This is a genomic window from Sphingomonas qomolangmaensis, from assembly GCF_024496245.1.
GTDB lineage: Bacteria > Pseudomonadota > Alphaproteobacteria > Sphingomonadales > Sphingomonadaceae > Sphingomonas > Sphingomonas qomolangmaensis.
Genome location: NZ_CP101740.1, coordinates 2,221,947 through 2,245,971 on the forward strand (window position 1 = coordinate 2,221,947; position 24,025 = coordinate 2,245,971).

General features: G+C 66.9%; 24 protein-coding genes. 13 read left to right on the forward strand and 11 right to left on the reverse strand.

Features of this window, described 5'->3' with window-relative positions; translation table 11 throughout:
• Window positions 1–13: 13 nt before the first annotated feature.
• From NMP03_RS10475 to hslU, 8 genes are all read left to right on the forward strand, one after another.
• Complete coding sequence (locus tag NMP03_RS10475) at window positions 14–1,705, forward strand: ABC transporter transmembrane domain-containing protein (RefSeq protein ID WP_256505315.1); 1,692 nt, start codon at window positions 14–16, stop codon at window positions 1,703–1,705.
• Entirely contained in the window at window positions 1,689–2,735 is a 1,047-nt protein-coding gene (locus NMP03_RS10480; RefSeq protein WP_256505316.1) for an efflux RND transporter periplasmic adaptor subunit, read from the forward strand. The genes NMP03_RS10475 and NMP03_RS10480 overlap by 17 nt, the downstream gene beginning before the upstream one ends.
• On the forward strand, window positions 2,732–4,126 hold the full coding sequence (locus tag NMP03_RS10485; RefSeq protein WP_256505318.1) for a TolC family protein: 1,395 nt from the start codon (window positions 2,732–2,734) through the stop codon (window positions 4,124–4,126). Before NMP03_RS10480 ends, NMP03_RS10485 begins: the two co-directional genes overlap by 4 nt.
• Window positions 4,127–4,191: 65 nt before the next feature.
• On the forward strand, window positions 4,192–4,743 hold the full coding sequence (locus NMP03_RS10490) for a glycoside hydrolase family 108 protein (RefSeq protein WP_256505319.1): 552 nt from the start codon (window positions 4,192–4,194) through the stop codon (window positions 4,741–4,743).
• Window positions 4,744–4,792: 49 nt separating this feature from the next.
• Complete coding sequence (locus tag NMP03_RS10495; RefSeq protein ID WP_256505320.1) at window positions 4,793–5,206, forward strand: holin family protein; 414 nt, start codon at window positions 4,793–4,795, stop codon at window positions 5,204–5,206.
• 237 nt (window positions 5,207–5,443) lie between these two features.
• Entirely contained in the window at window positions 5,444–5,995 is a 552-nt protein-coding gene (hslV, locus tag NMP03_RS10500) for an ATP-dependent protease subunit HslV (RefSeq protein ID WP_256505321.1), read from the forward strand.
• A gap of 80 nt (window positions 5,996–6,075) precedes the next feature.
• On the forward strand, window positions 6,076–7,167 hold the full coding sequence (locus tag NMP03_RS10505; protein WP_256505322.1) for an FAD-dependent oxidoreductase: 1,092 nt from the start codon (window positions 6,076–6,078) through the stop codon (window positions 7,165–7,167).
• Window positions 7,168–7,226: 59 nt separating this feature from the next.
• Window positions 7,227–8,519 carry an ATP-dependent protease ATPase subunit HslU gene (gene hslU / locus NMP03_RS10510; RefSeq protein WP_256505323.1) on the forward strand — a complete coding sequence of 431 codons (1,293 nt, stop codon included), beginning with the start codon at window positions 7,227–7,229 and terminating at the stop codon, window positions 8,517–8,519.
• On the opposite strand, the gene NMP03_RS10515 is transcribed toward hslU, so the two are convergent.
• The 4 genes from NMP03_RS10515 to NMP03_RS10530 are packed head-to-tail and all read right to left on the reverse strand — an operon-like array spanning window position 8,520 to window position 10,595.
• Complete coding sequence (locus NMP03_RS10515; RefSeq protein ID WP_256505324.1) at window positions 8,520–8,924, reverse strand: hypothetical protein; 405 nt, start codon at window positions 8,922–8,924, stop codon at window positions 8,520–8,522.
• Window positions 8,924–9,349: a hypothetical protein gene (locus tag NMP03_RS10520; protein WP_256505325.1), complete on the reverse strand. Its 426-nt coding sequence runs from the start codon at window positions 9,347–9,349 to the stop codon at window positions 8,924–8,926. The genes NMP03_RS10515 and NMP03_RS10520 overlap by 1 nt, the downstream gene beginning before the upstream one ends.
• A gap of 53 nt (window positions 9,350–9,402) precedes the next feature.
• A complete protein-coding gene (gene gloB, locus NMP03_RS10525) occupies window positions 9,403–10,137 on the reverse strand; it encodes a hydroxyacylglutathione hydrolase (protein ID WP_256505326.1) in 735 nt (244 codons plus the stop codon).
• A complete protein-coding gene (locus NMP03_RS10530) occupies window positions 10,137–10,595 on the reverse strand; it encodes a VOC family protein (protein WP_256508098.1) in 459 nt (152 codons plus the stop codon). Before NMP03_RS10530 ends, gloB begins: the two co-directional genes overlap by 1 nt.
• A gap of 63 nt (window positions 10,596–10,658) precedes the next feature.
• Here NMP03_RS10530 and NMP03_RS10535 point away from each other — a divergent pair, with 63 nt between their 5' ends.
• Window positions 10,659–11,369: an SIMPL domain-containing protein gene (locus NMP03_RS10535; protein WP_256505327.1), complete on the forward strand. Its 711-nt coding sequence runs from the start codon at window positions 10,659–10,661 to the stop codon at window positions 11,367–11,369.
• Between the two features lie 141 nt (window positions 11,370–11,510).
• Here NMP03_RS10535 and NMP03_RS10540 read toward each other — a convergent pair whose 3' ends face one another.
• A complete protein-coding gene (locus NMP03_RS10540) occupies window positions 11,511–12,215 on the reverse strand; it encodes an alpha/beta fold hydrolase (protein WP_256505328.1) in 705 nt (234 codons plus the stop codon).
• Window positions 12,212–13,609, reverse strand: coding sequence for a glutamate ligase domain-containing protein (locus NMP03_RS10545; protein ID WP_256505329.1), 1,398 nt, complete (start codon window positions 13,607–13,609; stop codon window positions 12,212–12,214). The genes NMP03_RS10540 and NMP03_RS10545 overlap by 4 nt, the downstream gene beginning before the upstream one ends.
• 132 nt (window positions 13,610–13,741) lie before the next feature.
• On the opposite strand from NMP03_RS10545, the gene NMP03_RS10550 reads away from it, so the two are divergent.
• Window positions 13,742–14,563 (forward strand): LD-carboxypeptidase, encoded by an 822-nt coding sequence (locus tag NMP03_RS10550; protein ID WP_256505330.1) that lies wholly within the window; start codon window positions 13,742–13,744, stop codon window positions 14,561–14,563.
• Window positions 14,564–14,566: 3 nt separating this feature from the next.
• Here NMP03_RS10550 and NMP03_RS10555 read toward each other — a convergent pair whose 3' ends face one another.
• Window positions 14,567–15,736 carry an FAD-binding domain-containing protein gene (locus NMP03_RS10555; RefSeq protein WP_256505332.1) on the reverse strand — a complete coding sequence of 390 codons (1,170 nt, stop codon included), beginning with the start codon at window positions 15,734–15,736 and terminating at the stop codon, window positions 14,567–14,569.
• A 140-nt stretch (window positions 15,737–15,876) separates the two neighbouring features.
• Between NMP03_RS10555 and thrS the strand changes: the two genes are divergently transcribed.
• The 3 genes from thrS (at window position 15,877) to copM (ending at window position 19,039) form a co-directional block, all read left to right on the forward strand.
• Window positions 15,877–17,883: a threonine--tRNA ligase gene (thrS, locus tag NMP03_RS10560; protein ID WP_406698448.1), complete on the forward strand. Its 2,007-nt coding sequence runs from the start codon at window positions 15,877–15,879 to the stop codon at window positions 17,881–17,883.
• 185 nt (window positions 17,884–18,068) lie between these two features.
• Window positions 18,069–18,599, forward strand: coding sequence for a translation initiation factor IF-3 (gene infC, locus NMP03_RS10565; RefSeq protein WP_033920447.1), 531 nt, complete (start codon window positions 18,069–18,071; stop codon window positions 18,597–18,599).
• Window positions 18,596–19,039 carry a CopM family metallochaperone gene (gene copM, locus NMP03_RS10570; RefSeq protein ID WP_256505334.1) on the forward strand — a complete coding sequence of 148 codons (444 nt, stop codon included), beginning with the start codon at window positions 18,596–18,598 and terminating at the stop codon, window positions 19,037–19,039. Before infC ends, copM begins: the two co-directional genes overlap by 4 nt.
• 45 nt (window positions 19,040–19,084) lie before the next feature.
• On the opposite strand, the gene NMP03_RS10575 is transcribed toward copM, so the two are convergent.
• From NMP03_RS10575 to NMP03_RS10590, 4 genes are all read right to left on the reverse strand, one after another.
• Complete coding sequence (locus NMP03_RS10575; protein WP_256505335.1) at window positions 19,085–20,161, reverse strand: type I restriction endonuclease; 1,077 nt, start codon at window positions 20,159–20,161, stop codon at window positions 19,085–19,087.
• 74 nt (window positions 20,162–20,235) lie between these two features.
• Window positions 20,236–20,517 (reverse strand): hypothetical protein, encoded by a 282-nt coding sequence (locus NMP03_RS10580; RefSeq protein ID WP_256505336.1) that lies wholly within the window; start codon window positions 20,515–20,517, stop codon window positions 20,236–20,238.
• Window positions 20,514–20,897 (reverse strand): VOC family protein, encoded by a 384-nt coding sequence (locus NMP03_RS10585; protein ID WP_256505337.1) that lies wholly within the window; start codon window positions 20,895–20,897, stop codon window positions 20,514–20,516. The genes NMP03_RS10580 and NMP03_RS10585 overlap by 4 nt, the downstream gene beginning before the upstream one ends.
• Window positions 20,898–20,949: 52 nt before the next feature.
• Window positions 20,950–23,697, reverse strand: coding sequence for a [protein-PII] uridylyltransferase (locus tag NMP03_RS10590; protein ID WP_256505338.1), 2,748 nt, complete (start codon window positions 23,695–23,697; stop codon window positions 20,950–20,952).
• Window positions 23,698–24,025 lie beyond the last annotated feature (328 nt).

Consider the following 24,025-nt stretch of genomic DNA (forward strand, 5'->3'; position numbering starts at 1 on the left):
CAGGGAGACGGTAATGGCGGCGCAGCGCGCAGGTTTGCGGGCATTCGGTGGCTGGATCGCGCTGGTATTGGCGCCCGATGCGGCGTTCGTCCGGCTCGCGATCGTCTATGGCATCGCGATTTCGCTATTGTCGCTGGCGACACCGATTTCGGTCCAGCTGCTGATCAACTCGGTCGCCAACACCGCGATGCCCGCGCCGTTGTTCACGCTCGCGGGCATCCTGTTCCTGCTGCTGGCGATCGCCGGGGTGCTCAGCGCGCTGCGGATCCATCTGATGGCGCTGTTCGAGCGCCGGCTGTTCGCGCGGCTCGTTGCCGAGATCACGCTGCGATCGGTCCATGCGCAGAACCCGTTCTTCGCCGATGCACGCCGCGGCGACCTGTTCAACCGCTATTTCGACCTCATCACGGTGCAAAAGGCGCTGCCCAGCCTGTTGATCGGCGGCTTCACGATCGTGCTCCAGGGGGCAGTCGGGCTGATCGTCACCAGCTTCTACCACCCGTTTTTCCTGGCGTTCAACGGTGTGCTGGTCTTCACGCTGTTCGTGATCTGGCAGGTCTGGGCATCGGGCGCGGTGCGCAGCGCGGTCGCCAAGAGCCACGCCAAGCACGCCACCGCGCACTGGCTAGAAAGCGTCGGGGGATCGAACGGCTTCTATAAATCGGGCCGCCACCTCAATTTCGCGATGGACCGGTCGGAGGCGATGACCGCCGACTATGTCGCGCAGCACCGCCGCCATTTTCGCTACACCTTCGCGCAGACGCTTTGCCTGTTGCTCACCTATGCGCTGGCGAGCGCGGCGCTGCTCGCGCTCGGCGGCTGGCTGATCATCCAGGGTGAGCTGTCGATCGGCCAATTGGTCGCCGCTGAGCTGATCCTGTCGGGGGTGTTCTACGGCATCGCGCAGTTCGGCACCTATCTCGACACGCTGTACGACCTGGCCGCAGGACTCGAGGAATTGTCGCTGTTCTGGGACATTCCGCAGGAAGAACCGCGCACCGGCAACGCGCAAGGCCCCGCCAATGGCGCGATCCGGCTGCGCGGGGTGCAGCATGGCGGCCATGTTTTCGACTTCGCGGTCGACAGCGGCGAGCAGCTCGCGATCGTCGCGGCCCCGGGGGTCGAACGCACGCTTGCCCTGTTGCTCAAGCGGCACGAACAGCCCGGGCGCGGGCTGGTGCTGGTCGGCGGTAGCGATATTGCGGGGTTCGACATGTACCGGCTGCGCGCCGACATCATGGTGCTAGACCGCCCGAGCTTCGTCGAAATGTCGGTGCGCAACTATCTGACGCTCGCCGCCTCGGGCGATGCGACGCGGGTGATGGACGTGGTCGAGGCGGTCGGGCTCGCGACGCGCGTCGGCGCGCTCGACGACGGGCTCGATACGATCGTGTCGAACACCGGCTGGCCCTTTTCGGTGGGCGAGATGATGGCGCTCAAGCTCGCTGCCGCGTTGCTCGCGCGCCCGCGCGTGCTGGTGCTGTCGCCGCTCTACGACCTGCTGCCCACCGCGCGCGTCGATGCAGCACTCGCCAGCCTGCGCGAAAGCGGCACCACCGTGCTGCAATTCACCCGCCGGCCGCAGGGGCTGACGCGCGACGGTAGACTGTGGGTGGGCAGCCAGGCGCAGCAGCGCTGCGTCAGCGAGGCCGAGCTGATTGCGCTCGCGCGCGACGAAGGAGACACCGATGCTCTTCCAGCCTGACCATCTCGCGCATTTCCCCACCTTGGTCTCGATCCGCCCGCCGCGCGTCACTCAGGTCATCGCCTGGATGCTGATGATCGGTATCGGGCTGGTCACCGCGATCCTGTTCGGCGTGCCCTGGCTCCAGACCTCGGCGGGCACCGGCCAGGTCGTCGCGCTCAACCCAGACGATCGGGTCCAGTCGGTCACCGCGCTGGTGCAGGGCCGGGTCGAGCGCTGGTACGTCAACGACGGCGACCAGGTGAAGGCGGGCGACCCGATCGCGCGGCTGATCGACAACGACCCCGATCTGCTCGTGCGGCTCCGTGCCGAGCGCGCGCAGGTCGCCGCCGAGATCGCCGCCGCGGAGCAGGCGATGGCGGTCGCGCAGCTCGACGTCGGTCGCTCGGGCCAGTTGCTCGCCGAAGGGCTGATCGCGCGCCGCGATTACGAGGCATCGCAGATCCGCGTCGCCGATCATCGCGCCAAGCTCGCCGAAGCCCGCGCCAAGCTCAGCCGCGTCGATGTCGGGCTCAACCGCCAGTCGGCGCAGACCGTCCGCGCGCCGCGCGACGGGCGCATCCAGACGATCGACGCGGGCGCGGGCGCGACGCTGGTCAACCCCGGCGACATCCTCGCGACGCTCGCCCCCGAAGCACCGGTGCGCGTCGTCGAACTGCTGGTCGACGGCCGCGACGTCGCGCTGATCTATCCGGGCCGCCCGGTGCGGCTGGCGTTCGAGGGCTGGCCGGCGATCCAGTTCAGCGGCTGGCCTTCGATCGCCGAGGGCATGTTCGACGGTCGCGTCCGCTCGGTCGACCCCTCGGCGCAGGCGACGGGGCTGTTTCGCGTGCTGGTCGAGCCGATGCCCGGCCGCTTGAGCTGGCCCGACGACGATTATGTCCGGCTGGGTGCCAAGGTGCGCGGTTGGATCCAGATGGAGACCGTCAGCGTCGGCTATGAACTGTGGCGCCAGCTCAACGACTTCCCGCTCGAATTTCGCCGCCCGGCGATCGAGGCAGAGGCCAAGGCGCAGGAAAAGGCGAAATGATACGCCTCGCGCTCGCGCTCTTGCTGCTCGCCGCGCTCCCAGCCGCGGCGCACGCGCAAGTGCTCACGCTCGACGAAGTGCTCCGCTCCTCGGCGACCAACGCCCCCGCGATCCTCGAGGCGATTGCCCGCGAGCGCTGGGCCGATGGTCGCCGGCTGTCGGCCGAGGGCGCGTTCGACACCTTGTTCGAAGGCGACGCGCAGTCGCGGCTGCTGGGCTATTATGACGGCACCGTCGTCGAGGCGCGCGCGAGCCGCCCGTTCGCCAATAATGGCGGCGGGCTCTACGCCGGCTATCGCGCCTCGCGCGGCGAATTTCCGGTCTATGAAGACAAGGCGTTCACCAACCGGCTGGGCGAGGTGAAGGTCGGCGCGGTCTTCTCGCTGATGCGCGATCGGCTGGTCGACGAACGCCGCACCAAGCTCGGGCTCGCCGGCCGCGACATCGAGCTCGCTCGGCTCGATCGCGAAATGGTGGCGATCGGCGTACAGCGCCGCGCGGTCGGCGCCTATCAGCTGTGGGTAGTCGCGGGGATGCGCGTCGGCGTCTATCGCGACCTGCTGGCGCTGGCGAGCGAGCGCCAGAAATCGATCGAGCGCCAGATCACGCTCGGCGCGCGCCCCGAAATCCTCGGCACCGAAAATCGCCAGAACATCGTTCGCCGCCAGACCTTGTTGATCCGCGCCGAGCAGGAACTGGCAAGCGCCGCCAACGCATTGTCCTTCTATCTCCGCGACGCCGATGGCGAGCCGGTAACCCCCGGCCCCGAACGGCTGCCCGGCGCCTTTCCGGAGCTACGGCTGCCTCCGCTTGGGGGCGATCTCGCGCGGCGGATCGACCGGCCCGATCTCGAAACCATCCTCGTCCGGCTCGACCAGGCAGCCGCACGCCGGCAGCTTGCCGAGAACGACCTGCAACCGCGACTCGACCTGCGCGCTGAAGCCGCCAAGGATGTCGGCCCGGTCGGTCTCGGCGGATCGAGCCGTACCCCTGCCGAGGCGATCGTCGGGGTGCGCTTCTCGCTCCCGCTCGAACGCCGACAGGCGCGCGGTCGCGTCGCCGAGGCGGTCGCCGAAGCCGACGGTCTTCGCCTGCGTCGCCAGCTGATCGAGGACCAGATTCTTGTCGAAGTGAACGACCTGGCGATCCAGGTAGGCGCCGCCGAACGGCTGGTGGCGCTGGCGGGCGACGAAACCGCGCTGGCGAACCGCATGGCCGAGGCCGAACGGCGGCGCTTCCAGCTCGGCGCGAGCGACTTTCTGGTCGTGAACCTGCGCGAGGAATCGGCGGCCGACGCGCGGCTGCGCCAGCTCGACGCCGAATATCGCCGTTCGGCTTCACGCGCCGAACTTGTCGCCGCAACGGTCGATCGCGCGCAACTGGGCCTCTAGACCGCCTTTTATCCTGTCCTACAACAATCCATATAGGTTATTATACCCTCCATCAGGAGGATGACATGGATATCGAAGAACTGATCGACGACGTTATCTCGCGCGAAGGCGGCTATAGCGACCACCCCGCCGATCGCGGCGGCCCGACCCGCTGGGGGATCACCCAGGCGGTAGCGCGCACCGATGGCTACAGCGGCGACATGCGCGACTTTCCGCGCGAGCGCGCCGCCGCGCTCTACGCCCGCCTCTATTGGTCACGACCACGCTTCGATACCGTGGCGAAAGTCGCCCCGCGCATCGCCGCCGAATTGTTCGATACCGGGGTAAATATGGGCCCCAAGGTCGCCACGACCTTCCTCCAGCGCGCGCTCAATGCGCTCAACCGAAACGCACGCGATTATCCCGACATCGCGGTCGATGGCGTGCTGGGGCCGCAGACGTCGGCGGCGCTTTCGACGTTCCTGCGCGTGCGGGCACCGCGCGGCGAAACCGTGCTGCTCAAGGCGATCGAAGCGCTGCAAGGCGAACGCTATGTCGATCTGGCCGAACGCCGCCCTGCTAACGAGGCGTTTCTGTACGGCTGGCTAGCGAACCGGATCGGTGAACCAAACGGCTGAGAGGCGCCGTCTACGCGTTTACTTCGCCATTCCGAAATGGAGTCTTGCCATGAGCATCCTCGACGGCCTGATCGGCCCGCTTGCCGGCCTGATCGACAAAATCATCCCCGACCCCAAGGCGCGCGACGCCGCCAAGCTCGAACTGCTGCGGCTCGAAGGGAGCCAGGAGATCGAGGCGATGCGCGCACGTCTCTCGGCGATCGTCGCCGAAGCGCAATCGACCGACCCCTGGACCAGCCGCGCGCGCCCGAGCTTCCTCTACGTCATGTACGCGCTGTTCCTGTTCGCGATCCCGATGGGGTTGCTGTCAGCGCTGTCGCCGCAGATCGCGCAGAGCATCTCGAACGGCATGACCGCGTATCTGCGCGGCTTGCCCGAGGAACTCTATGCGCTCTTCGGCACCGGCTATCTCGGCTACACCGCCGCGCGGCAATGGGGGAAGGCGAAGGGGGTCGATCGATAAGGGGGATCACCCGCCGCGAGAGGCACCCACACCTCAAACGTCATCCCAGCGAAAGCTGGGATCTCCCCATGTGGCTCGCGACGCCCGCAAAACGGGGGGGGCAGCTTTCGCTGGGGCGACCGTCGTAATGGGGGCAGAGGGGCGAACGGGGCAAAGGCGAGCGCACAAGACCGCAGCGACCGTGCCCAACGCCATCCCCGATTGCACCCCAACACCCCCTCCCCCATATCGCGCGCCATGAGCAAGAATATCACATGGCACGGCACCACCATCCTCTCGGTCCGCCGCGGCGGCAAGGTCGTCATCGCCGGCGACGGCCAGGTCACCCAGGGGCAGACGGTGATGAAGCCCAACGCCCGCAAGGTTCGTCCCTTGGGTGATGGCAAGGTGATCGCCGGGTTCGCGGGCGCGACCGCCGACGCCTTCACGCTTTTCGAGCGGCTCGAAGCCAAGCTCGAACGCCACCAGGGCCAGCTGCTGCGCGCCGCGGTCGAGCTCGCCAAGGACTGGCGCACCGACAAGTTCCTGCGCAATCTCGAGGCGATGTTGATCGTCGCCGACAAGGACGTGACCCTGGTGGTGACCGGCAATGGCGACGTGCTCGAACCCGAAGGCGGGATCGCCGCGATCGGTTCGGGCGGCAATTTCGCGCTCGCGGCGGCGCGCGCGCTGGTGGATTACGAGGCCGATGCCGAAGTGCTCGCGCGCAAGGCGATGGGGATTGCGGGCGAGTTGTGCGTGTACACCAACGACCGGTTGACGGTGGAAATCCTCGACAGCGACACCTGATCCTTCTGCTCCCCTCCCCAAAAGGGAGGGGGGCAGAAGGGGCTCGCCCTGCCCCCACCCCCGCGCTACGCTGCAGCGCAATGCTGACCCGCCGCACCCTGCTCGCCTCGGCCACGCTGGCGCTCCCCGCCTGCACCGTCATCAGCCCACGCCTGAGCACTGCGAGCGCCACCTGCCCGCCCCCCGTCCGCGCCGAAGCAAACCGCGTCATCCGCACCGTCGCCGGGCTTCGCCCCTATCGCCCCGCCGGCTTCGTCGTGCGCGCCGAGCAGCTTGGCACCAAGCGCCTCGTCCACAATTACGGCCATGGCGGCGCGGGGATCACCTTGAGCTGGGGCACAAGCCGCCTCGCGACCAACCTCGGGCTGCCGGGGCACGCTGGCGCGGTAGCGGTGGTCGGCGCGGGCGCGGTCGGGCTCGCCACCGCGCGGCTGGCGCAGGAGGCGGGCTATCCCGTCACCCTCTATGCCAAGGCGCTGCCGCCCGAGACGACCTCGAACATCGCCGGCGGCCAGATCGTCCCCGCCAGCCACTTCACCGAAGGCATGGTCACCCCCGAATGGCGCGCGCAGTATCGCACCGCGATGGACTATAGCTGGCGGCGCTTCCAGATCATGGTCGGCGACGGTTATTCGATCCGCTGGGTTCCGACCTGGCTGCCCGCGAGCGCCGAGCATGACGATGGCGACTGGATGGCGGCGTACAATCCCGCGCTAGCGCGCTTCGCATCGGGCCAGCATCCCTTCGGCGACGGCGCGATGATCCGCTTCGACACGATGTATGTCGAAACCGGCCGCTATCTAGAACGCATGCTCGCCGATTTCCGCGCGGCGGGCGGCAAGGTCGTGGTGCGCGACTTCGATACCCCTGCCGATCTCGCCGCACTGCCCGACGCGCTAATTTTCAATTGCACCGGCCTTGGCAGCCACGAACTGTTCGGCGACGCCGGGCTGACGCCGGTGCGCGGCCAGCTCGCGATCCTGCTGCCGCAGCCCGAGATCGACTATGCCTATGCCGGGCGCGAGGGCTATATGTTCCCGCGCCCCGACGGCATCGTGCTGGGCGGAACCTTCGAGCGCGGGGTATGGGACGCTACCGCGCAGCCCGCCGACATCGCCGACATCATCGCCGGCCACGCCCGCACCGCCGCCGGCTGGCGCTGCCCCGCCTGAGCGCTTGGCCCGAACAAGATGCTTGAACCGGCGCGCGGCAGGGCCATCTAGCGGCCACCATGCAAGAGAATCTCACCCCCAAGCAGATCGTCGCGGCGCTCGACCAGCACATCATCGGCCAGAACGACGCCAAGCGCGCCGTCGCAGTCGCGATGCGTAACCGCTGGCGCCGCCAGCAGCTCGGCAGCGACCTGCGCGACGAAGTCACCCCCAAGAACATTCTGATGATCGGGCCCACCGGCTGCGGCAAGACCGAGATCAGCCGCCGGCTCGCCAAGCTGGCCGACGCGCCCTTCGTGAAGGTCGAGGCGACCAAGTTCACCGAGGTCGGCTATGTCGGCCGCGACGTCGAACAGATCGCGCGCGACCTGGTCGAGGAAGCGATCCGGCTCGAGAAGGAACGCCGCCGAGTCGCGGTGAAGGACAAGGCCGAGGCCGCGGCGATGACGCGGCTGCTAGATGCGCTGACGGGCAAGGATTCGTCGCAGGCGACGCGCGAGGCGTTCCGCCTGCGCCTCAACGAGGGTCATCTCGATTCGACCGAGATCGAGATCGAGCTCGAAGCCGCCCCGTCGACGCCGTTCGAGGTGCCCGGCGGCATGCCGCAGATGATTAATCTGGGCGAGATGATGAAGGGCCTGAGTGGTCCGCAGCTAAAGCGCCGCAAGATGAACGTCCACGCCGCCTGGGAAAAACTGGTCGAGGAAGAGGCCGAGAAGCGGCTCGACCAGGACGAGGTCAGCCGCACCGCGCTCGCCGACGCCGAAGCCAATGGCATCGTCTTCCTCGACGAGATCGACAAGATCGCGGTCAGCGACGTGCGCGGCGGATCGGTCAGCCGCGAGGGGGTCCAGCGCGACCTGCTCCCGCTGATCGAGGGCACGACGGTCGCCACCAAATACGGGCCGATGAAGACCGACCATATCCTGTTCATCGCCAGCGGCGCGTTCCACGTCGCCAAGCCTTCGGACCTGCTGCCCGAACTCCAGGGCCGGCTGCCGATCCGTGTCGAGCTCAAGGGGCTGACAGAAGCCGATTTCGTCGCGATCCTGTCGGACACCAAGGCGTCGCTGCCGCTGCAGTACAAGGCGCTGATCGCGACCGAGGGCGTCGAGGTGAACTTCACCCCCAGCGGCATCGCCGCGATCGCGCGGATAGCCGCCGAAGTGAATGGCGAGATCGAGAATATCGGCGCGCGCCGGCTGCAGACGGTGATGGAAAAGTTGCTCGAGGAAGTCAGCTTCGAAGCCGAGGACCGCCAGGGATCGGTGGTCGAGGTCGACGGCGCCTATGTCGACGCGCAGCTCAAGGAGATCGCGCGCAACACCGATCTCAGCCGCTACGTGCTGTGATCAGTCGGCGGGCTTGTCGTACGGGGTGAACATCCCGAACCGGCAATAGGCCGAGGGGATCGCCCCGCCGCCGCGCGATACGGTGCGGAACCGGTCGTTGCTGCATATCTGCCCGCCATAGACTTCGGTGATGATGATCGGATCGCCCGCCAGCGACGAGCATCCCTCGATCTTGCTGATCAGCAGCCGGGTGCCGGTCTGGCGATAGGTAATCATGTCATCGCCGATGATCTGCGGGTTCTGCTGCCCGACGCTCGACAGGCAACGCTGCGGCTCGCCGGCGACCAGTCCCTCGGTCGCCTCGGCGAACGCGGCGGCCGACTTCGCCTCGTCGGCGGCGATCTGTTCGGGCGTCGCGGCGCAACCGCACAGGGTGAGCGCGAGGCAGGCAATGAGGGTACGCATCAGTTTGCTCCCGAGCGCGAGGCGCGACGATAGGGCACGAACTCGCCGAGCGAGCACGAGCCGGTCATGAATCCCGCGGTTCGGTCGACGGTGCGGACGATGTCGCCGCGGCACAATTGGCCGGTCGGGGTCTGGGTGACCAGGATGTCGTCCTGCCCAAGCCGGCACCCGGGGCTGGTATCGTTGCGATAATAGGTGCTCGTGCCCTGCTGATACAGGATCGTCTGGCCATATTGGTCGCTGCTGCGCAGCAGGCTCTGGTTGACGCACGACTGCGGCTCACCCGGCACATAGCCCGCCAGCTTCTTTTCGATCCGCGCCATCTGCCGCGCATCGGCGGCATCGCTTCGCGCCATTTCCTCGGGGGTCGCGGCGCAGCCCGCCAGCGCGATCGCGGACAATAACGGAAAGGCAATCGCTCGCATCTTTCGTCTCCCTGGCCCCGCGAATCGCACCGAAGGTGCGCGCATCTAAATGACTAACCCCTGAACGCGTCTTTGGCTGCACGTAGCTCGGCGAGTTGCGCCGCCGTTCCAGCGCGCAGGAACGGATTGCTCGCAAGTTCGAGCGCGATCGTCGTCGGCACCGTCGGCTCGCCCGCCGCGCGCTGGCGCTCCACCGTCTCGAGCCGCTCGGCGATCGCCGCGTTGCCGGGCTCGGCAACACGCGCATAGCGCCCGTTCGACAGCGTATATTCGTGCGCGCAATAGACGATCGTCTCAGGCGGCAAGGCGGCGAGCCGCTGCATGTTGCCGAACATCTGCCCGGCATCGCCCTCGAACAACCGCCCGCAGCCCATCGCGAACAAGGTGTCGCCGACGAAGACGCTCGCATCCTCGGCGAAGTGGAAGGCGATATGTCCCGCGGTGTGCCCCGGCGTTTCGATCACCGTCGCGACATGGCCACCCAGTGCAACGCTATCCCCTCCGCCCACCAGCCGATCGGCGGTGGGGATCCTCGCCGCCTCGGCCACGGGCGCGATCACGACCGCGCCGTGCGCCGCCTTGATCGCGGCATTGCCACCGGTGTGGTCGGGATGCCAATGCGTGTTCCAGATCGCGCCGATCCGCCAGCCACGCGCATCGGCTTGCGCGAGTACCGGTGCCGCCTCGGCGGGGTCGACGACCATCGTCTCCCCCGATCCGCCATCATGCACCAGCCAGACATAATTGTCCGACAGCGCGGGGATGCGGACGATTTCGAGCGCCGCCATCACCATTCGCCGATATTGGGCGCCGACTGCCAAGGCTCGGCAGGGGCAAGCGCCGGGCCGTCCTGCAACAGCTCGATCGAAATGCCGTCGGGGGAGCGCACGAACGCCATGTTGCCGTCGCGCGGCGGGCGGTTGATCACCACCCCGGCATCGGCGAAGCGCTGGCAGGCCGCGTAGATGTCGTTGACATAATAGGCCAGATGGCCGAAATTGCGCCCGCCGGTATAGACCTCGGGCGGCGTGCCGTCCTCGGCGGGCCAGTTATAGGTCAGCTCGACCTCGGCATCGGCGCGCTCACCCGGCCCGCGCATCGCATCGGGGGTGGCAAGGAAGATCAGCGTGAAGCGCGCCGCGTTATTCTCCATCCGGCGCACTTCCTTCAGCCCCAGCAATTCCAAGAACGCGATCGTCGCGTCGGGATCGCTGACGCGGATCATCGTGTGGAGATATTTCGTCATGGCGGGCATGCTCCGTTCGTTATAGCTTCGATTGACGGCGGATATCGGTCCGGGGGGTGGGCGATGGAAGAGCGGGTGACGACGAATCGTTCGATATGGCTGCTGGCGGCGGCGGTCGTGCTCGCGATCGGGATGATCGTCGGCGGCTATCTGCTGGGCAATGGCCTGGTGCGCGCGCGGCTGGCCGATCGATCGGTAACGGTGCGCGGGCTCGCCGAGCGCGACGTCAATGCCGACCTCGCGGTGTGGACGCTCAATTACCAGAAGGTCGGCACCGACACCGATACGGTACGCGCCGAGATCGCCGCCGACACCGCGCGCATCCGCGCGTTCTTCGCGAGCCTTGGCTTCCCTGCCGACGCGCTCGCGCCCGCGGGCACCGGGGTCAGCCAATACAATAACAACGGCGTGATGACGGTGACGATCAACCAGCGGATGCAGCTGCGCACCACCGACATCAAGCGCGCGCAGGCCGCGGTCGCGCGCCAGTTCGACCTGGTGAGCCAGGGCGTGCTGCTGCAGGAAGGATCGGGGATTTCGTACAGCTTCACCAAGCTCAACGACATCAAGCCGCCGATGGTCGCCGCCGCCACCCGCGACGCCCGCGCCGCCGCCGAGCAATTCGCCAAGGACAGCGACACCGCCGTGGGCGGCATCAAGAGCGCGACCCAGGGCTATTTCTCGATCGAAGCACGCGACGGCGCCGAGGGCGGCAACGACACCCCGTTCAAGAAGGTGCGCGTGGTGACCACGGTGGATTTCTATTTGAAGTAGGGGGTTGGTGCTTTCCTGCCCCGTTCGCCCTGAGCTTGTCGAAGGGTCGGCCCGCACCATCCACGTGCGTCTCCGGCCGCAGCGTTGGAAGCCCTTCGACAAGCTCAGGGCGAACGGAATTAGAAGACCACTCGGTCTCGCTCAGACAAACCCCTCGACCACCCGAATGATCGCCGCGATGTCCTGCTCGCGCGACAACCGGTGGTCACCGTTCTTCAGCAACGTCAGCGACACATCGTCGCCGGCCAGCAATTCCATCAGCCGGATCGCCCGCGCGTTGGGGACTTCGGCGTCGTGGGTGCCGTGGATCAGCCGCACCGGCACCGATACGGGGATCGGCCCGAACATCAGCCGGTTGGCCTCGCCCGATTGCCAGAAGGCACGCGTCGTCACCATTGGCGCGTCGCCATAGGGCGATGGCTTTTCGAGCCGGCCCTCGCTCAGCAGCGTCATCTTCTGCTCGGAGGTGAACCCCCAATCGGTGAAGTCGGGCGCCGCGGCGACGCCGACCAGCCCGACGATCCGATCGGGCCGTGCGCGCGCGACCAGCAACGCAAGCCAGCCGCCCATCGACGATCCCACCAGCACCACCGGCCCCTTGGTAGCGCTATCGAGCACCAGCAGCGCATCGTCGCGCCAATCGGCCAGCGTGAAATCCTCGAACGCGCCATCGCTCTCGCCGCAGCCGCGATAGTCGAAACGAACGAAGCCGCGGCCATTCTCCTTGGCCCAGGCCTCGAGCGCCATCGCCTTGGTGCCGCTCATGTCGCTTGCATAGCCCGGTAGGAACAGGATCGTCGGGCCGGTGCCCTCGGTCACGCGAAAGGCGAGGCGGGCGTCGGTCATGCAGGGCTCCGTTGTTGTAGCTGCGCGACCATGTCGGCGGCGAGCAGGCTTAAGGTGTCATCGCGCGCGCCCATCAGCACGATCCGGTCGCCGGGCATAGCCTGCGCGACCAGATGCGCGGCGGCGGCGGCGCGATCGGCAATGTGACGCGCGTCGGCGCCCTGCATCGCAAGATCGGCAACGATGTCGGCGCTGGTGACTTCGCGCGATGTGGTCCCGCCGTGATAGACCGGATCGGGCAGCACCAGCAGGTCGTCGCCGCGCAGCCGTTGCGCAAACATCGCGACCAGCTCGCGCCGCATCACCTTCAACGGGCCAAAACCATGCGGCTGGAACAACAGCAGCAGCCGGCCGGGAAAGGTATGGAGGGTGTCGAGCGTCGCCGCGATCTTCTCGGGATTATGGCCGAAATCGTCGATCACCGCGACGCCGTCGCCCTCGCCCACCAGCTCGAAGCGCCGCTTGAGCCCGGCGAAACCCGCGATCGCCGCGACTGCATCGGCGCGCGGCACCCCCGCCGCGATCGCCGCACCCAGCGCCGCCAGCGCATTCTCGACATTATGCCGCCCGGGCACGGCCAGCGTCACCCGATCGGTGACGCCGTCGGCGGTGAGATCGAAGCCGATGCCATAGCGTTCGGGCACCAGCTTGCTCGCAACCAGATCAGCGTCGCCCTCGATCGCGAAGCTGCGGCGCCTGGCCCCCAAGGTCGCGGCGAGCGCGGCGGCCTCGGGATCGCCGACATTGACCACCACCTTCTGCGCCTTTGCGGCGAAGTCGCCGAACAGCGCGCGTAATTCGGGCAGCGGCTTGTGATCGAGGCTGACATTGTTGAGCACCGCGATTCGCGGGTCGTACAGCGCGATCGACCCGTCGCTCTCGTCGACTTCGCTGACGAACACCTCGCCCTCGCCCACCAGCGCGCTGGCGAAGGGTGCTTCGGGGCGCGCGAAATTCTTCATCACCGCGCCGTTCATGATCGTCGGTTCGCGGTCGCACGCGTGGAGGATCCAGCCGATCATCCCGGTGACGGTCGATTTCCCCGACGTGCCCGCCACCCCGATCGGCATCGCGCTGTCATTGAACAGCCGGCTGAGCAATTCGGCGCGCGACAACCGCTGCGCGCCGACGCGTTCCGCAGCGACGATGTCGGCAACGGTCGGCTCGATCGCTGCCGAGGCGACGACGATCTGCTCGGCCGAGGTGATGCCGCTGCCGTCCTGCGGAAACAGCGCGACGCCCAATCGCTCGAGCGCCGCAAACTTGGCGGGCACCGCGCTCTGATCGAGCGCGCGGTCCGAGCCAGCGATCGTCGCGCCGCGCCCGGCGAGGATCATCGCCAGCGGCATCATGCCCGATCCGCCGATCCCGACGAAGAAATAGCTCTGGTTCATCGCGCCGCGCTATCGGCGGATCGATCGCAGGGGGCAAGGGTCGAACGTAAAACAACAGGCACAGGGGCCTGGGTGACGCTAAAGACGAATCCCCTTCTCATTCCCGATCCCCGCCCCCTACAACCCGTCCCCATGAAGATTGCCGTCGTCGCCCCCGCCCGCTCGATCACCCCCGAAGCCGCCGCGCGCGCGCAGGGGTTTGCGGCGTTGCTCTATCCGCAGGTCGAGCTGACCTATGATCCGCAATGCTTTGCCGATGGCGGCCACTTCGCGGGCAACGACGCGCTGCGCGCCGAAACCTTCCTAAAATACGCCAACGACCCTGCCTTTGCCGCGATCTGGTTCGCGCGCGGCGGCTATGGATCGAACCGTATTCTCGACGTCGTGATGCCCGGGCTGGGCGCCGCGGCGCGCGCCAAGACCTATATGGGCTATTCGGACATGGGGTTCGTGCTTGGCGCGCTCTACGCGCGCGGCATCGGCAAGCCGGTCCACGGCCCGATGGCGACCGAAGCGACCGAGCGCAACAAGGGCGCACCCGCGGGCCGCGCGCTCGCCTGGCTGGTCGAACAGAACCGCGCCGCCTTGGAGCCCGGCTTGCACGGCCGCCCGGCGGCGGCGTTCAACATGGCGATCCTCACCGCGATGCTAGGCACGCCCTGGATGCCCGACCTGACCGATCATGTACTGATCCTCGAGGAAGTCGGCGAGGCGGTGTACCGGGTCGACCGCATGATGTGGCAAATCGCCGACGCGACCCAATTGCGCGGCATCGCCGGCATCCGGCTGGGTAGCGTCACCGCGATCCCCGAAGGCGCGGGCGAGGCCGAGTTCGGCGACACGCTCGAACGGATCATGCTGCGCTGGTGCCGTTCGATGAACGTGCCGTATCTGGGGCGCGCGGCGGTTGGCCATGACGCGACCAATACGGTGGTTCCGTTCGGTATCGCCTGAGGTTCAGGCAGGCAGCCCAAGCGCACGAAGTCGTGCGGGCGCGCCGGTCTTGACCTTGAAGAACCCCGCGGTCGCGAGCGGCCAGATCGCCGCGTCATAATCACGCACGAACGTCGCCACCGGCAAACCACCACGATCGCCAATCACCCCCACCGGCACATAAGGCGCAACCGGCACCGCCCCAGCCGCCGCATCGCCGACCGCGGCAGCCTCCTGCACCACGACGCCCGGACACCCATACATCTCGCCAGCCCGCGCAACCGCGTCGGCCAGCGCTCCCTTGGCAAAGGCGCGCACCGCCGGGGCCGCGCGCGGATCGGGCGAAGCCAACCCGATCACCCGCGACGGCGCGCGACCGATCGGCGTGGCAATCCCCATATCCCCCTCGTGCAGCACCAGCGCCCAATCCCCCGCCGGCTGCGGCAGCGGCGGCGGCGCGAACGCCGCCCGCGGCACTTCGCCGTCCTCGACCAGCGGCTCGACATCTTCAACCAGCCCGGTCGGTGCGAACCGCCCGCCGGTGTAGCGCGCGATATTGTCGGCGCGCGCGGCATAGGCCTTGCCACGCGTGTGCAGCCCCGCCACCCAGCGCCACGACAGGGTGTTCGACGCAGAATCGCCGTCGATCAAATGGCGTAGGAAAAAGTCCGCACCCAATTCCCACGGCAGCCGCAGCGTGAAGATCCAGATGCTCGCGAACCACATCCGCGCATGATTGTGCAGCCAGTTGCGCGTCGTCAGCTCGGTCGCCCAGGCGTCGAAACAGTCGATCCCGGTCCGCCCTTCGCACGCCGCGCGATAATCGCGCGCGACCCCGCCATTGGCGTCGACCAGCGCCAGCGCCGCATCGCGCCCCGCGACATAGGCCGGCCACGTTCCCGGCCGCTGTTCGAGCCAGCCGCGGAAATAGCCGCGCCACAGCACTTCGCTCACGAACTTCTCGGCCTTGTCGGGCCCATGCGCGTCAAGCGCCGCCGCGAGCACTTCCTGCTCGTCGATCAGCCGATAGCGCAGATATGGCGATAGCTTCGACACATGCTCGGGCCACCCGTCGCGCTCGGCCTCGGGCCCCGGATCGGCGTTGCGGCGATCGGCATAGGCGCGGCCCATCGAGGGGGTGAAGGCGGCCAGCCGGGCAAGGCCGGCGGCGCGGGTGGGGTGTGGCAGCGTCATGCGCATCGCCTAGGCCGCATCGGCGGTGCCACCAATGCCGCCCTTTGCCACCTCGCGCGCCCTTTCATTTGCCTCTCCCGCCCGCGCGGGCCATATGCGGCGCGCTGCAATCCCGACGAAAGGCCTTCATCGTGTCCGCCATGTTCCGCATCTCGCTGCCCGACGGTTCCGTCCGCGAGGTCGCCCCCGGAACTACCCCGGCCGACATCGCCGCGGCGATCGGCCCTGGGCTAGCCAAGGCGGCGCTGGCGGCGCGCGTCGATGGCGAGATGCGCGATCTCTCGCGGCCCTTCACCGGCGACGCGCAATTGGCGCTGGTCACCGCGCGCGACGAAAAGGACGCGCTCGAGCTGGTTCGCCACGATTTGGCGCATGTGATGGCCGAAGCGGTGCAGACGCTGTTTCCCGGCACCGAAATCACCTTCGGCCCCGCGACCGAAGACGGCTTCTATTACGATTTCGCCCCCAAGGACCGCCCCTTTACCGAGGAAGACCTGCCGGCGATCGAAGAAGGAATGCGCGCGATCATCGCGCGCAACCAACCCTTTGTGCGCGAAGTCTGGACCCGCCAGCGGCTGATCGATCGCTGGACCCAGCAGGGTGAGAGCTTCAAGGCCGAATGGGCCGCCGAACTGCCCGAGGGCGAGGAACTGACGATCTATCGCCAGGGCGAATGGCTCGACATGTGCCGCGGTCCGCACATGGCCTCCACCGGCAAGCTCGATCCGCAGGCGTTCAAGCTCACGCGCGTGAGCGGTGCCTATTGGCGCGGCGACCAGAGCAAGGCGATGCTCAGCCGGATCTACGGCACCGGCTGGCTCAACAAGAAGCAGCTCGACGCGCATCTGACGCGGCTCGAGGAAGCCGCCAAGCGCGATCATCGCAAGCTGGCGGTAGAGATGGACCTGTTCCACCTCCAGTCCGAAGCGCAGGGCAGCGTCTTCTGGCACCCCAAGGGGTATATGATCTGGCGGCAGCTCGAGGCGTATCTTCGCCGCCGGCTCGACGCGGGCGGCTATCGCGAGGTCAAGACCCCACAGCTGATGGACGCGCGCCAATGGGAGCAGTCGGGCCATTGGGGCAAATATCGCGAAAACATGTTCGTCGTCCCCGACGAAATCCCCAGCGGCGAGGACGAGGGTCCGGTGCTGTCGGGCAAGGCCGACCTCATGGCGCTCAAGCCGATGAACTGCCCCGCGCACGTCCTCATCTTCCGCCAGGGAATCAAATCCTATCGCGACCTGCCGATCCGCATGTCCGAATATGGCTGCTGCCACCGCAACGAGCCGCACGGCGCGCTGCACGGGCTGATGCGCGTCCGCCAGTTCACCCAGGACGACGCGCATATCTTCTGCCGCGAAGACCAGATCGTCGAGGAAGTCGGGCTGTTCTGCGACCTGCTCGACGTGGTGTATCGCGATCTCGGCTTCGAGAAATACGCGATCAAGCTGGCGCTTCGCCCCGACAAGCGCTTCGGCACCGATGCGATGTGGGACTGGGCCGAGCAATCGATGCGCGACGCGGTCGCCGCGACGGGCCGCGCGACCGAGGAATATGGCTGGGAGGAACTCCCCGGCGAGGGCGCGTTCTATGCCCCCAAGCTCGAATTCCACCTGACCGACGCGATCGGGCGGACCTGGCAGGTCGGCACGATCCAGACCGACACCGTGCTGCCCGAACGGCTCGACGCCAGCTATGTCGGCGAGGATGGCGCGCGCCATCGCCCGATCATGCTCCACCGCGCGATCCTCGGCTCGTTCGAGCGCTTCATCGGCATCCTGATCGAACATCACGCCGGACGCTTCCCGATGTGGCTCGCGCCGGTCCAAGCGGTGGTGGCGACGATCGTTTCCGACGCCGACGACTATGCCCACGAAGTGGTCGCCAAGTTGAAGGCGGCGGGCATCCGCGTCGAAGGCGATCTTCGAAACGAGAAGATCAACTACAAGGTCCGCGAGCATTCGCTGGCGAAGGTCCCGTATCTGTTGGTGGTGGGCAAGCGCGAGGCCGACGAATCGACCGTCGCGATCCGCACCCTGGGCAGCCAGGGCCAGCAGATGCTGTCGCTCGACGATGCCATCGCGATGCTGACCAGGGACGCACTCGCCCCCGACATGCGCGGGCCCGCAGGCGAACAAGCGAGCTAACCTCGTCCGTTCGCGCTGCGCTTGTCCAAGGTCGCCCTGCCGCTGCTGCCGGGCGTCAGTGTCGGCCTGGAGCCGCTCGACTAAATCGATTGCGCGATTTCGTGTCGCTAGCGGCTTCCCGCGGCGACCAATCTTCCCTATATTGATGGTTTAACAGTCCAGGAGCTAACCACATACGTCCTCCCATGATCCGGCGCCCGGTGGCGCCACCGATGAACGGTCCGCGCTTCAACGAGTTTATTCAGTCGCCCAAGGTTCGCGTGATCGACCAGGACGGCGAGAATCTCGGCGTGATGTATACCCGCGAGGCGATGGAGCAGGCGCAGAGCGTCGGCCTCGACCTGGTCGAGGTGTCGCCCAACGCCGACCCGCCCGTGGCCAAGTTCCTCGACGTCGGTAAGTACAAGTACGAGGCCCAGAAAAAGGCCAATATCGCACGCAAGTCGCAAAAGACGCAGGAGATCAAAGAGATCAAGATGCGTCCGAATATCGACGATCACGATTACGACGTGAAGATGCGCTCGATCCACAAGTTCATCGGCGAGGGCGACAAGGTGAAGATCACCCTGCGCTTCCGTGGACGCGAGCTCAGCCATGGCCAGCTCGGCATGGCGCTCCTCCAGCGCGTCCAGGCCGATTGCGCCGAGGATGCCAAGGTCGAAAGCTATCCGCGCATGGAAGGCCGGCAAATGCTGATGGTGCTGTCGCCCAAGTGAGGACGTTGCTGCTGGTCGCCGCCCCGCTCGCACTTGCCGCGTGCGGCGGCGCGTCGGCGCCGTCCGCCGACAATGCCGCTAAGGGGGTGGCGGCGGCTGGCAACCAAGTTGATCATGCGATGCACGACGGCGCGATGGCGATGAACGGCATGTCGCCAGCGACGGCAACCGGCCCGGCGGGCGAGTTCGACCGCGCGATGGACAAGATGCACGCCGACATGGGGCGCGCCACCGGCGACATCGATGTCGACTTCATGCGGATGATGATCCCGCACCACGAAGGCGCGGTCGAAATGGCTCGCGTCGCGCAGCGCCACGCCAAGGACCCCGAAGTCCGCAAGCTGGCCGACGAAATAGTGGCAGCACAGGGACGCGAGCTCTCGCAGATGACCGCCTGGCTAGAAAAGCACGGCGAACCGGTGCGCGCGCCGAGGCCGTAGGCGGCAGTTGGCCAATGCTGCCGGCGACGACTTGCCGCGACATGGCTAGACGGGAATTTTCTCGTCGAGTTCGCGAAGCCGGGCTTCCAGCAGCGGAGCAAACTGATAGATTTGCGTCAGTTCCGCAATCAGGTGTCGTTGTTCGTCCTTCCCGACAAACGTGCCGAAATACTTCGTCGTCAACCCATTGAAGTGCATCCTAGCGATCGTCTTGCGATTATTGTCGTCGAGTAGAATCGCACAATAGGACTTCGCATCGCGGATCCCGACCCGCTTGGGATCGATCAACTTGGACGCGATAGCCTGCACGATATGGAAGCCCGATATCTCTTCCTGAGTCGTTACGACGCTTTCCCCTGCAGCGTCTGTCATGCCGCCTAGGCCCGCGTCATCGCTTGGTGGCGGCGCCGAGGCGTTCAACGCGTTCGACAGACGATCGGTCACCAGATCGCGGATGATCAGGCTGATGGTCGCGCCCAGCATTCGACCGAAGCTTTCCTTGACCGCCGGGGTCAGGCGTCCGTCATGGACGCGAGCAGCCATCATCCGAACGAATTCTTCCGAAGGCTCGGCGAATTCCTTCTCGATTTCCTTGCGCAACAACGACTGAATTTTGAGGTTGCCTGCCTCCTGGACGATCTTGCCTATATCGCACCCGGCTTTGGCGAATTTCTCGAGCGTCTTGATGTCGGTCGGCTTGATCGCGTCCATGCTGAACGTGAAGAACGGCTTCTCGTCCATCTTGTTGGGCTTTTCGACGTCGGAATAAAATTGATAGTTCACCCCGTTCGTCAGCACCGCAAGCCGCGCGTCGGTCACGCTGAAATACCGGAACAGCTGCGCCGCGTGGTTGATGTTCAGCTCTGCAGTCGAAGGCTTGCACTCGATCAGAATCGTTACCTTCCCGCCGTCGCAGATCGCGTAATCGACCTTTTCCCCCTTCTTGGTGCCGACATCGGCGGTGAACTCGGGCACCACTTCGCTTGGGTTGAATACGTCGTATCCCAGCGATTGCAGAAACGGCATGACGAGCGCGGTCTTCGCTGCCTCCTCGGTGAGCAATACCTCGCGATGTTCCACCGTTCGCTTCTGCAGCTCAAGTATCCGCGTTCCCAGATCCATGCCGTCACCCCCTGAATCAATGATTTAGGTAGTTAAGCATTGTCACATTGCTTAGTCCAGCACGACGAAATGCCTCAGTCCCCACCCCCATCGCCGCCACCGGCATCGCCCCAATCGTCGCCACCCTGCTCGCGCTCAGTTCGCTCGCCGGCCTCGCCGCCGGCGACCGCCGCCCCATCATCGCCCCGCCGCCGGCTACTGCGCTTGCGCACCTGCCGCCGCAAAACCACCCCGCGCAGCAGCACCGCGGCGGCGATCGCCAGTGCGATCAGCACCAGCGTGCTGACCGGCACCTCGTCGGGCGGCGCCGCTGCGGTGGTAGCGAGCGCGAGCAGCGCGATCGGGATGCGGATCATGTCGCGGGCGGTTCCCATAATTCGATCGGATTGCCTTCGGGATCGTGGATCCGCGCGAAGCGGCCGGTTTCGGGCGAATCCCATTCGTCGCGCGTCTCGATCGCGATCCCTGCGGCGTTAAGCTGTTCAAGCATCCCCTCGAGGTCGGCGACGCGCAGGTTGAGCATGAACGTCATGTCAGCGGCGAAATAGCTGGTGTCGGCCTTGAACGGCTGGAAGATCAGCGGCCCGGCCTGCGGCTTCCAGCACCATTCGGCGGGCTCGCCCTCGCCCTCGGCGGCGCAGCCCGGCCCCACCCCCAGATACTCGCGATACCATTCGCCCATGGCTTCGGGGTCGCTTGCCCGAAAGAAGAAACCGCCGATTCCAAGCACTGGCATGTCGCGTCTCCGCTGGTGATACCCGGCTTATACCGCGGATGCGCCGCCCGGACTATGCCGCCTGCGCCGCCGCATCGCTGCCCGCCGCAGCCTCGATCAGTCGCCGCTCGACCGCCTTGAGCCGCGAGGTCGAATCGATCTTGTCGCCGAGCAGATCGGTCACATAGAAAGTATCGACCGCGCGCTCGCCATAGGTCGCGACATGCGCCGAATGGATCGTCACCTTCGACTGGAACAACGCGTTGGCAAGGTCGAACAGCAGGGCCGGGCGGTCGCGCGCGTTGACCTCGATCACGGTGAAGCGGTTCGACGCCTTGTTGTCGATCAGCACCGCGGGCTCGATCGAGAAGGCGTCGGCGCGCGGGCGCGGCAGCGGCTTGCCCTGCAGCCGCTCGGTCAGCCGCGCGCGGTTGGCGAGCGCGTCGGCGATCGTCGTCTTGAGCCGCGCCAACTGGCCTTCGTCGTCGAAGGGACGCCCGAGCGGATCCTGGACGAGGAAATTATCGAGCGCCATGCCGTCGCGCGTAGTGTGGATCCGCGCGTCGATGATGTTCCCGCCCGCGGCATGGATCGCGCCGGCGATGCGATAGAAGATGCCCGGATGATCGGCGGCGTAGATCGATACCAGCGTTGCACCGCGCTCGGGATCGGGCTGCGCGTCGATCGACAATTGGGTTTCGCCAGCCGCAGCCATCATCCGCGCATTGCGTTCGAGCACGTCGATCGGCTCGGCGACCCAATAGGCTTCGGGCAGCCGCTGCACCAGTCGCGCGAAATCGCGCTCGGCCCAGCCCAGCGCCGCGTGCAGCCGTTCCTGCTTGGCTGTCACCCGCTCGCCGCGCCCGCGTTGCTTGTGGCCCAGCCGCAGCACTTCCTCGGCCGATTGGTACAAATCGGTCAGCAGCTGGCGTTTCCACCCGTTCCACGTCCCCGGCCCCACCGCGCGGATGTCGACCACGGTCAGCACCAGCAGCATCATCAGCCGCTGCGGGCTGGCGACGATCGCCGCGAAATCGAGGATCGTCTTGAAGTCCGACAGGTCGCGCTTGAACGCGGTCGCCGACGCCAGCAAATGCCAGCGCACCAGCCACGCCACGGTTTCTGTCTCGGCCGGCGTCAGCCCGAAGCGCGGGCACAGCCGCTCGGCGACTTCGGCCCCCAGCACCGAATGATCGCCGCCGCGCCCCTTGGCGATGTCGTGCAGCAGCACCGCGACATAGAGCGCGCGGCGCGAGACGATCTGTTCGAACAGCACCGTCGCCAGCGGATGATCCTCGACCAGCCGGCCATTCTCGATCTGCGCCAGCAGCCCGACCGCGCGGATCGTGTGCTCGTCGACGGTGTAGTGATGGTACATGTCGAACTGCATCTGCGCGACGACGCGGCCGAAATCGGGCACGAAGCGGCCCATTACGCCTGCCTCGTTCATCCAGCGCAGCACCTGTTCGGGTTCGCGCGGCGACGTCAGCACGTCGAGGAACAGCGCATTGGCGCGCGGGTCGTCGCGATAGTCGTCGACCAGTTTGGCATCGCGCGCCGCCAGCCGCATCGCCTGCGGGTGGACCTCGAGCCCATGCGCATCGGCGAGCGCGAACAGCTCGATCAGCCGCACCGGATCGTCGCGCAGGAAAAGATCGTTGGGCAGCGCCAGTCGCCCGCGATCGAGGACGAACCCCTGGAGCTTGCGCGGGCTCCGCCGGATCGCCGGCAGCCCGAAGCGCCGTCCGCGCCCCGCCAGCGCCTCGTCGAGATGCGCCAGGAACACGCCAGTCAAGTCGCCGACGATCTTGGCCTGCAGGAAATAGAATTGCATGAAGCGCTCGACCGCCGATTTCCCCGGCCGGTCCGCATAGCGCATCCGCTCGGCGATCTCGCGCTGGACATCGAAGGTCAGCCGCTCCTCGGCGCGCCCGGTGATCAGATGCAAATGGCAGCGCACCGCCCACAGGAAATTCTCGGCGCGGTTGAAGCGACGATATTCCTGCCGCGTCAGCACGCCCTTTTCGACCAGCTCGGCGGCGCGCTGGACGCCATACGCATCCTTGCCGATCCAGAAGAGCGTGTGGAGGTCGCGCAAGCCGCCCTTGCCCTCCTTCACATTGGGTTCGACGACATAGCGGCTGTCGCCCATCTTCTTGTGGCGAACGTCGCGCTCGGCCAGCTTCTGCGCGACGAAGCCGCGCGTATCGGTCTGCACCTCGGCCTTGAAGCGCCGCGCCGCCTCGTCATACAGCGCGGTATCGCCCCAGACATAGCGCGCCTCGAGCAACGCGGTGCGCACCGTGACGTCCGACTTGGCCATCTTGACCATCTCGTCGAGCGAGCGCGACGAATGACCGACCTTGAGCCCCATGTCCCACAAGGCGTACAGCATCGTCTCGATCACCTGCTCGCACCATGGCGTGCGGCGGGTGGGGGTCAGGAAGCCCAGATCGACGTCCGAATGCGGCGCCATCTCGCCGCGCCCATAACCACCGACCGCGATCAGCGTCATTCGCTCGGCGGCGGTGGGATTGGGGTTGCGATAAAGCCGCCGCAGCGTGAAATCCCACAACAGCCGCAGCAGCTGGTCGACCAGGAAACCCTGCGCGGCGGCGGCCTCGAGCCCGCGCGTGGGATGCTCGGCAAAGCGCCGCTCGACCTCGGCGCGCCCGGCGTCGAGCGCGTCCTTGAGGATCGCGCTAGCCGCCTGGCGAAGCGCGATCGGATCGCCCGCCTCGACGATCGCCAACCGGTCGGCGAGGATCCGCCGGTCGATGATCGCACGGCGATTGGGAAGCGTTGCAAAACGGGGAGGCATGGAAGGCTAGATAGGGGGCCGACGCGGGGTTGTCTTCTGCCTAATCCTCCCCCGCCAGGGGGAGGGGAACCATGCAAAGCATGGTGCGGGGGGGCGGAAACGGGCCGCCCGCTTATGGCAAACCCCCTCCGTCAGCCTTGCAAGCTGCCACCCCCCCCTCAAGGGGGAGGATCGAGTCGTTTTCCGCGCCTAAGGCCGCCACCTTCTTCAATTCCTCCCCCGCCAAGGGGAGGGGGACCGCGCAGCGGTGGAGGGGGCGGGCACGAGCGTTCCGCTTGGGGCGCCCCCTCCGTCAGCCCTGCGGGCTGCCACCTCCCCCGGAAGGGGG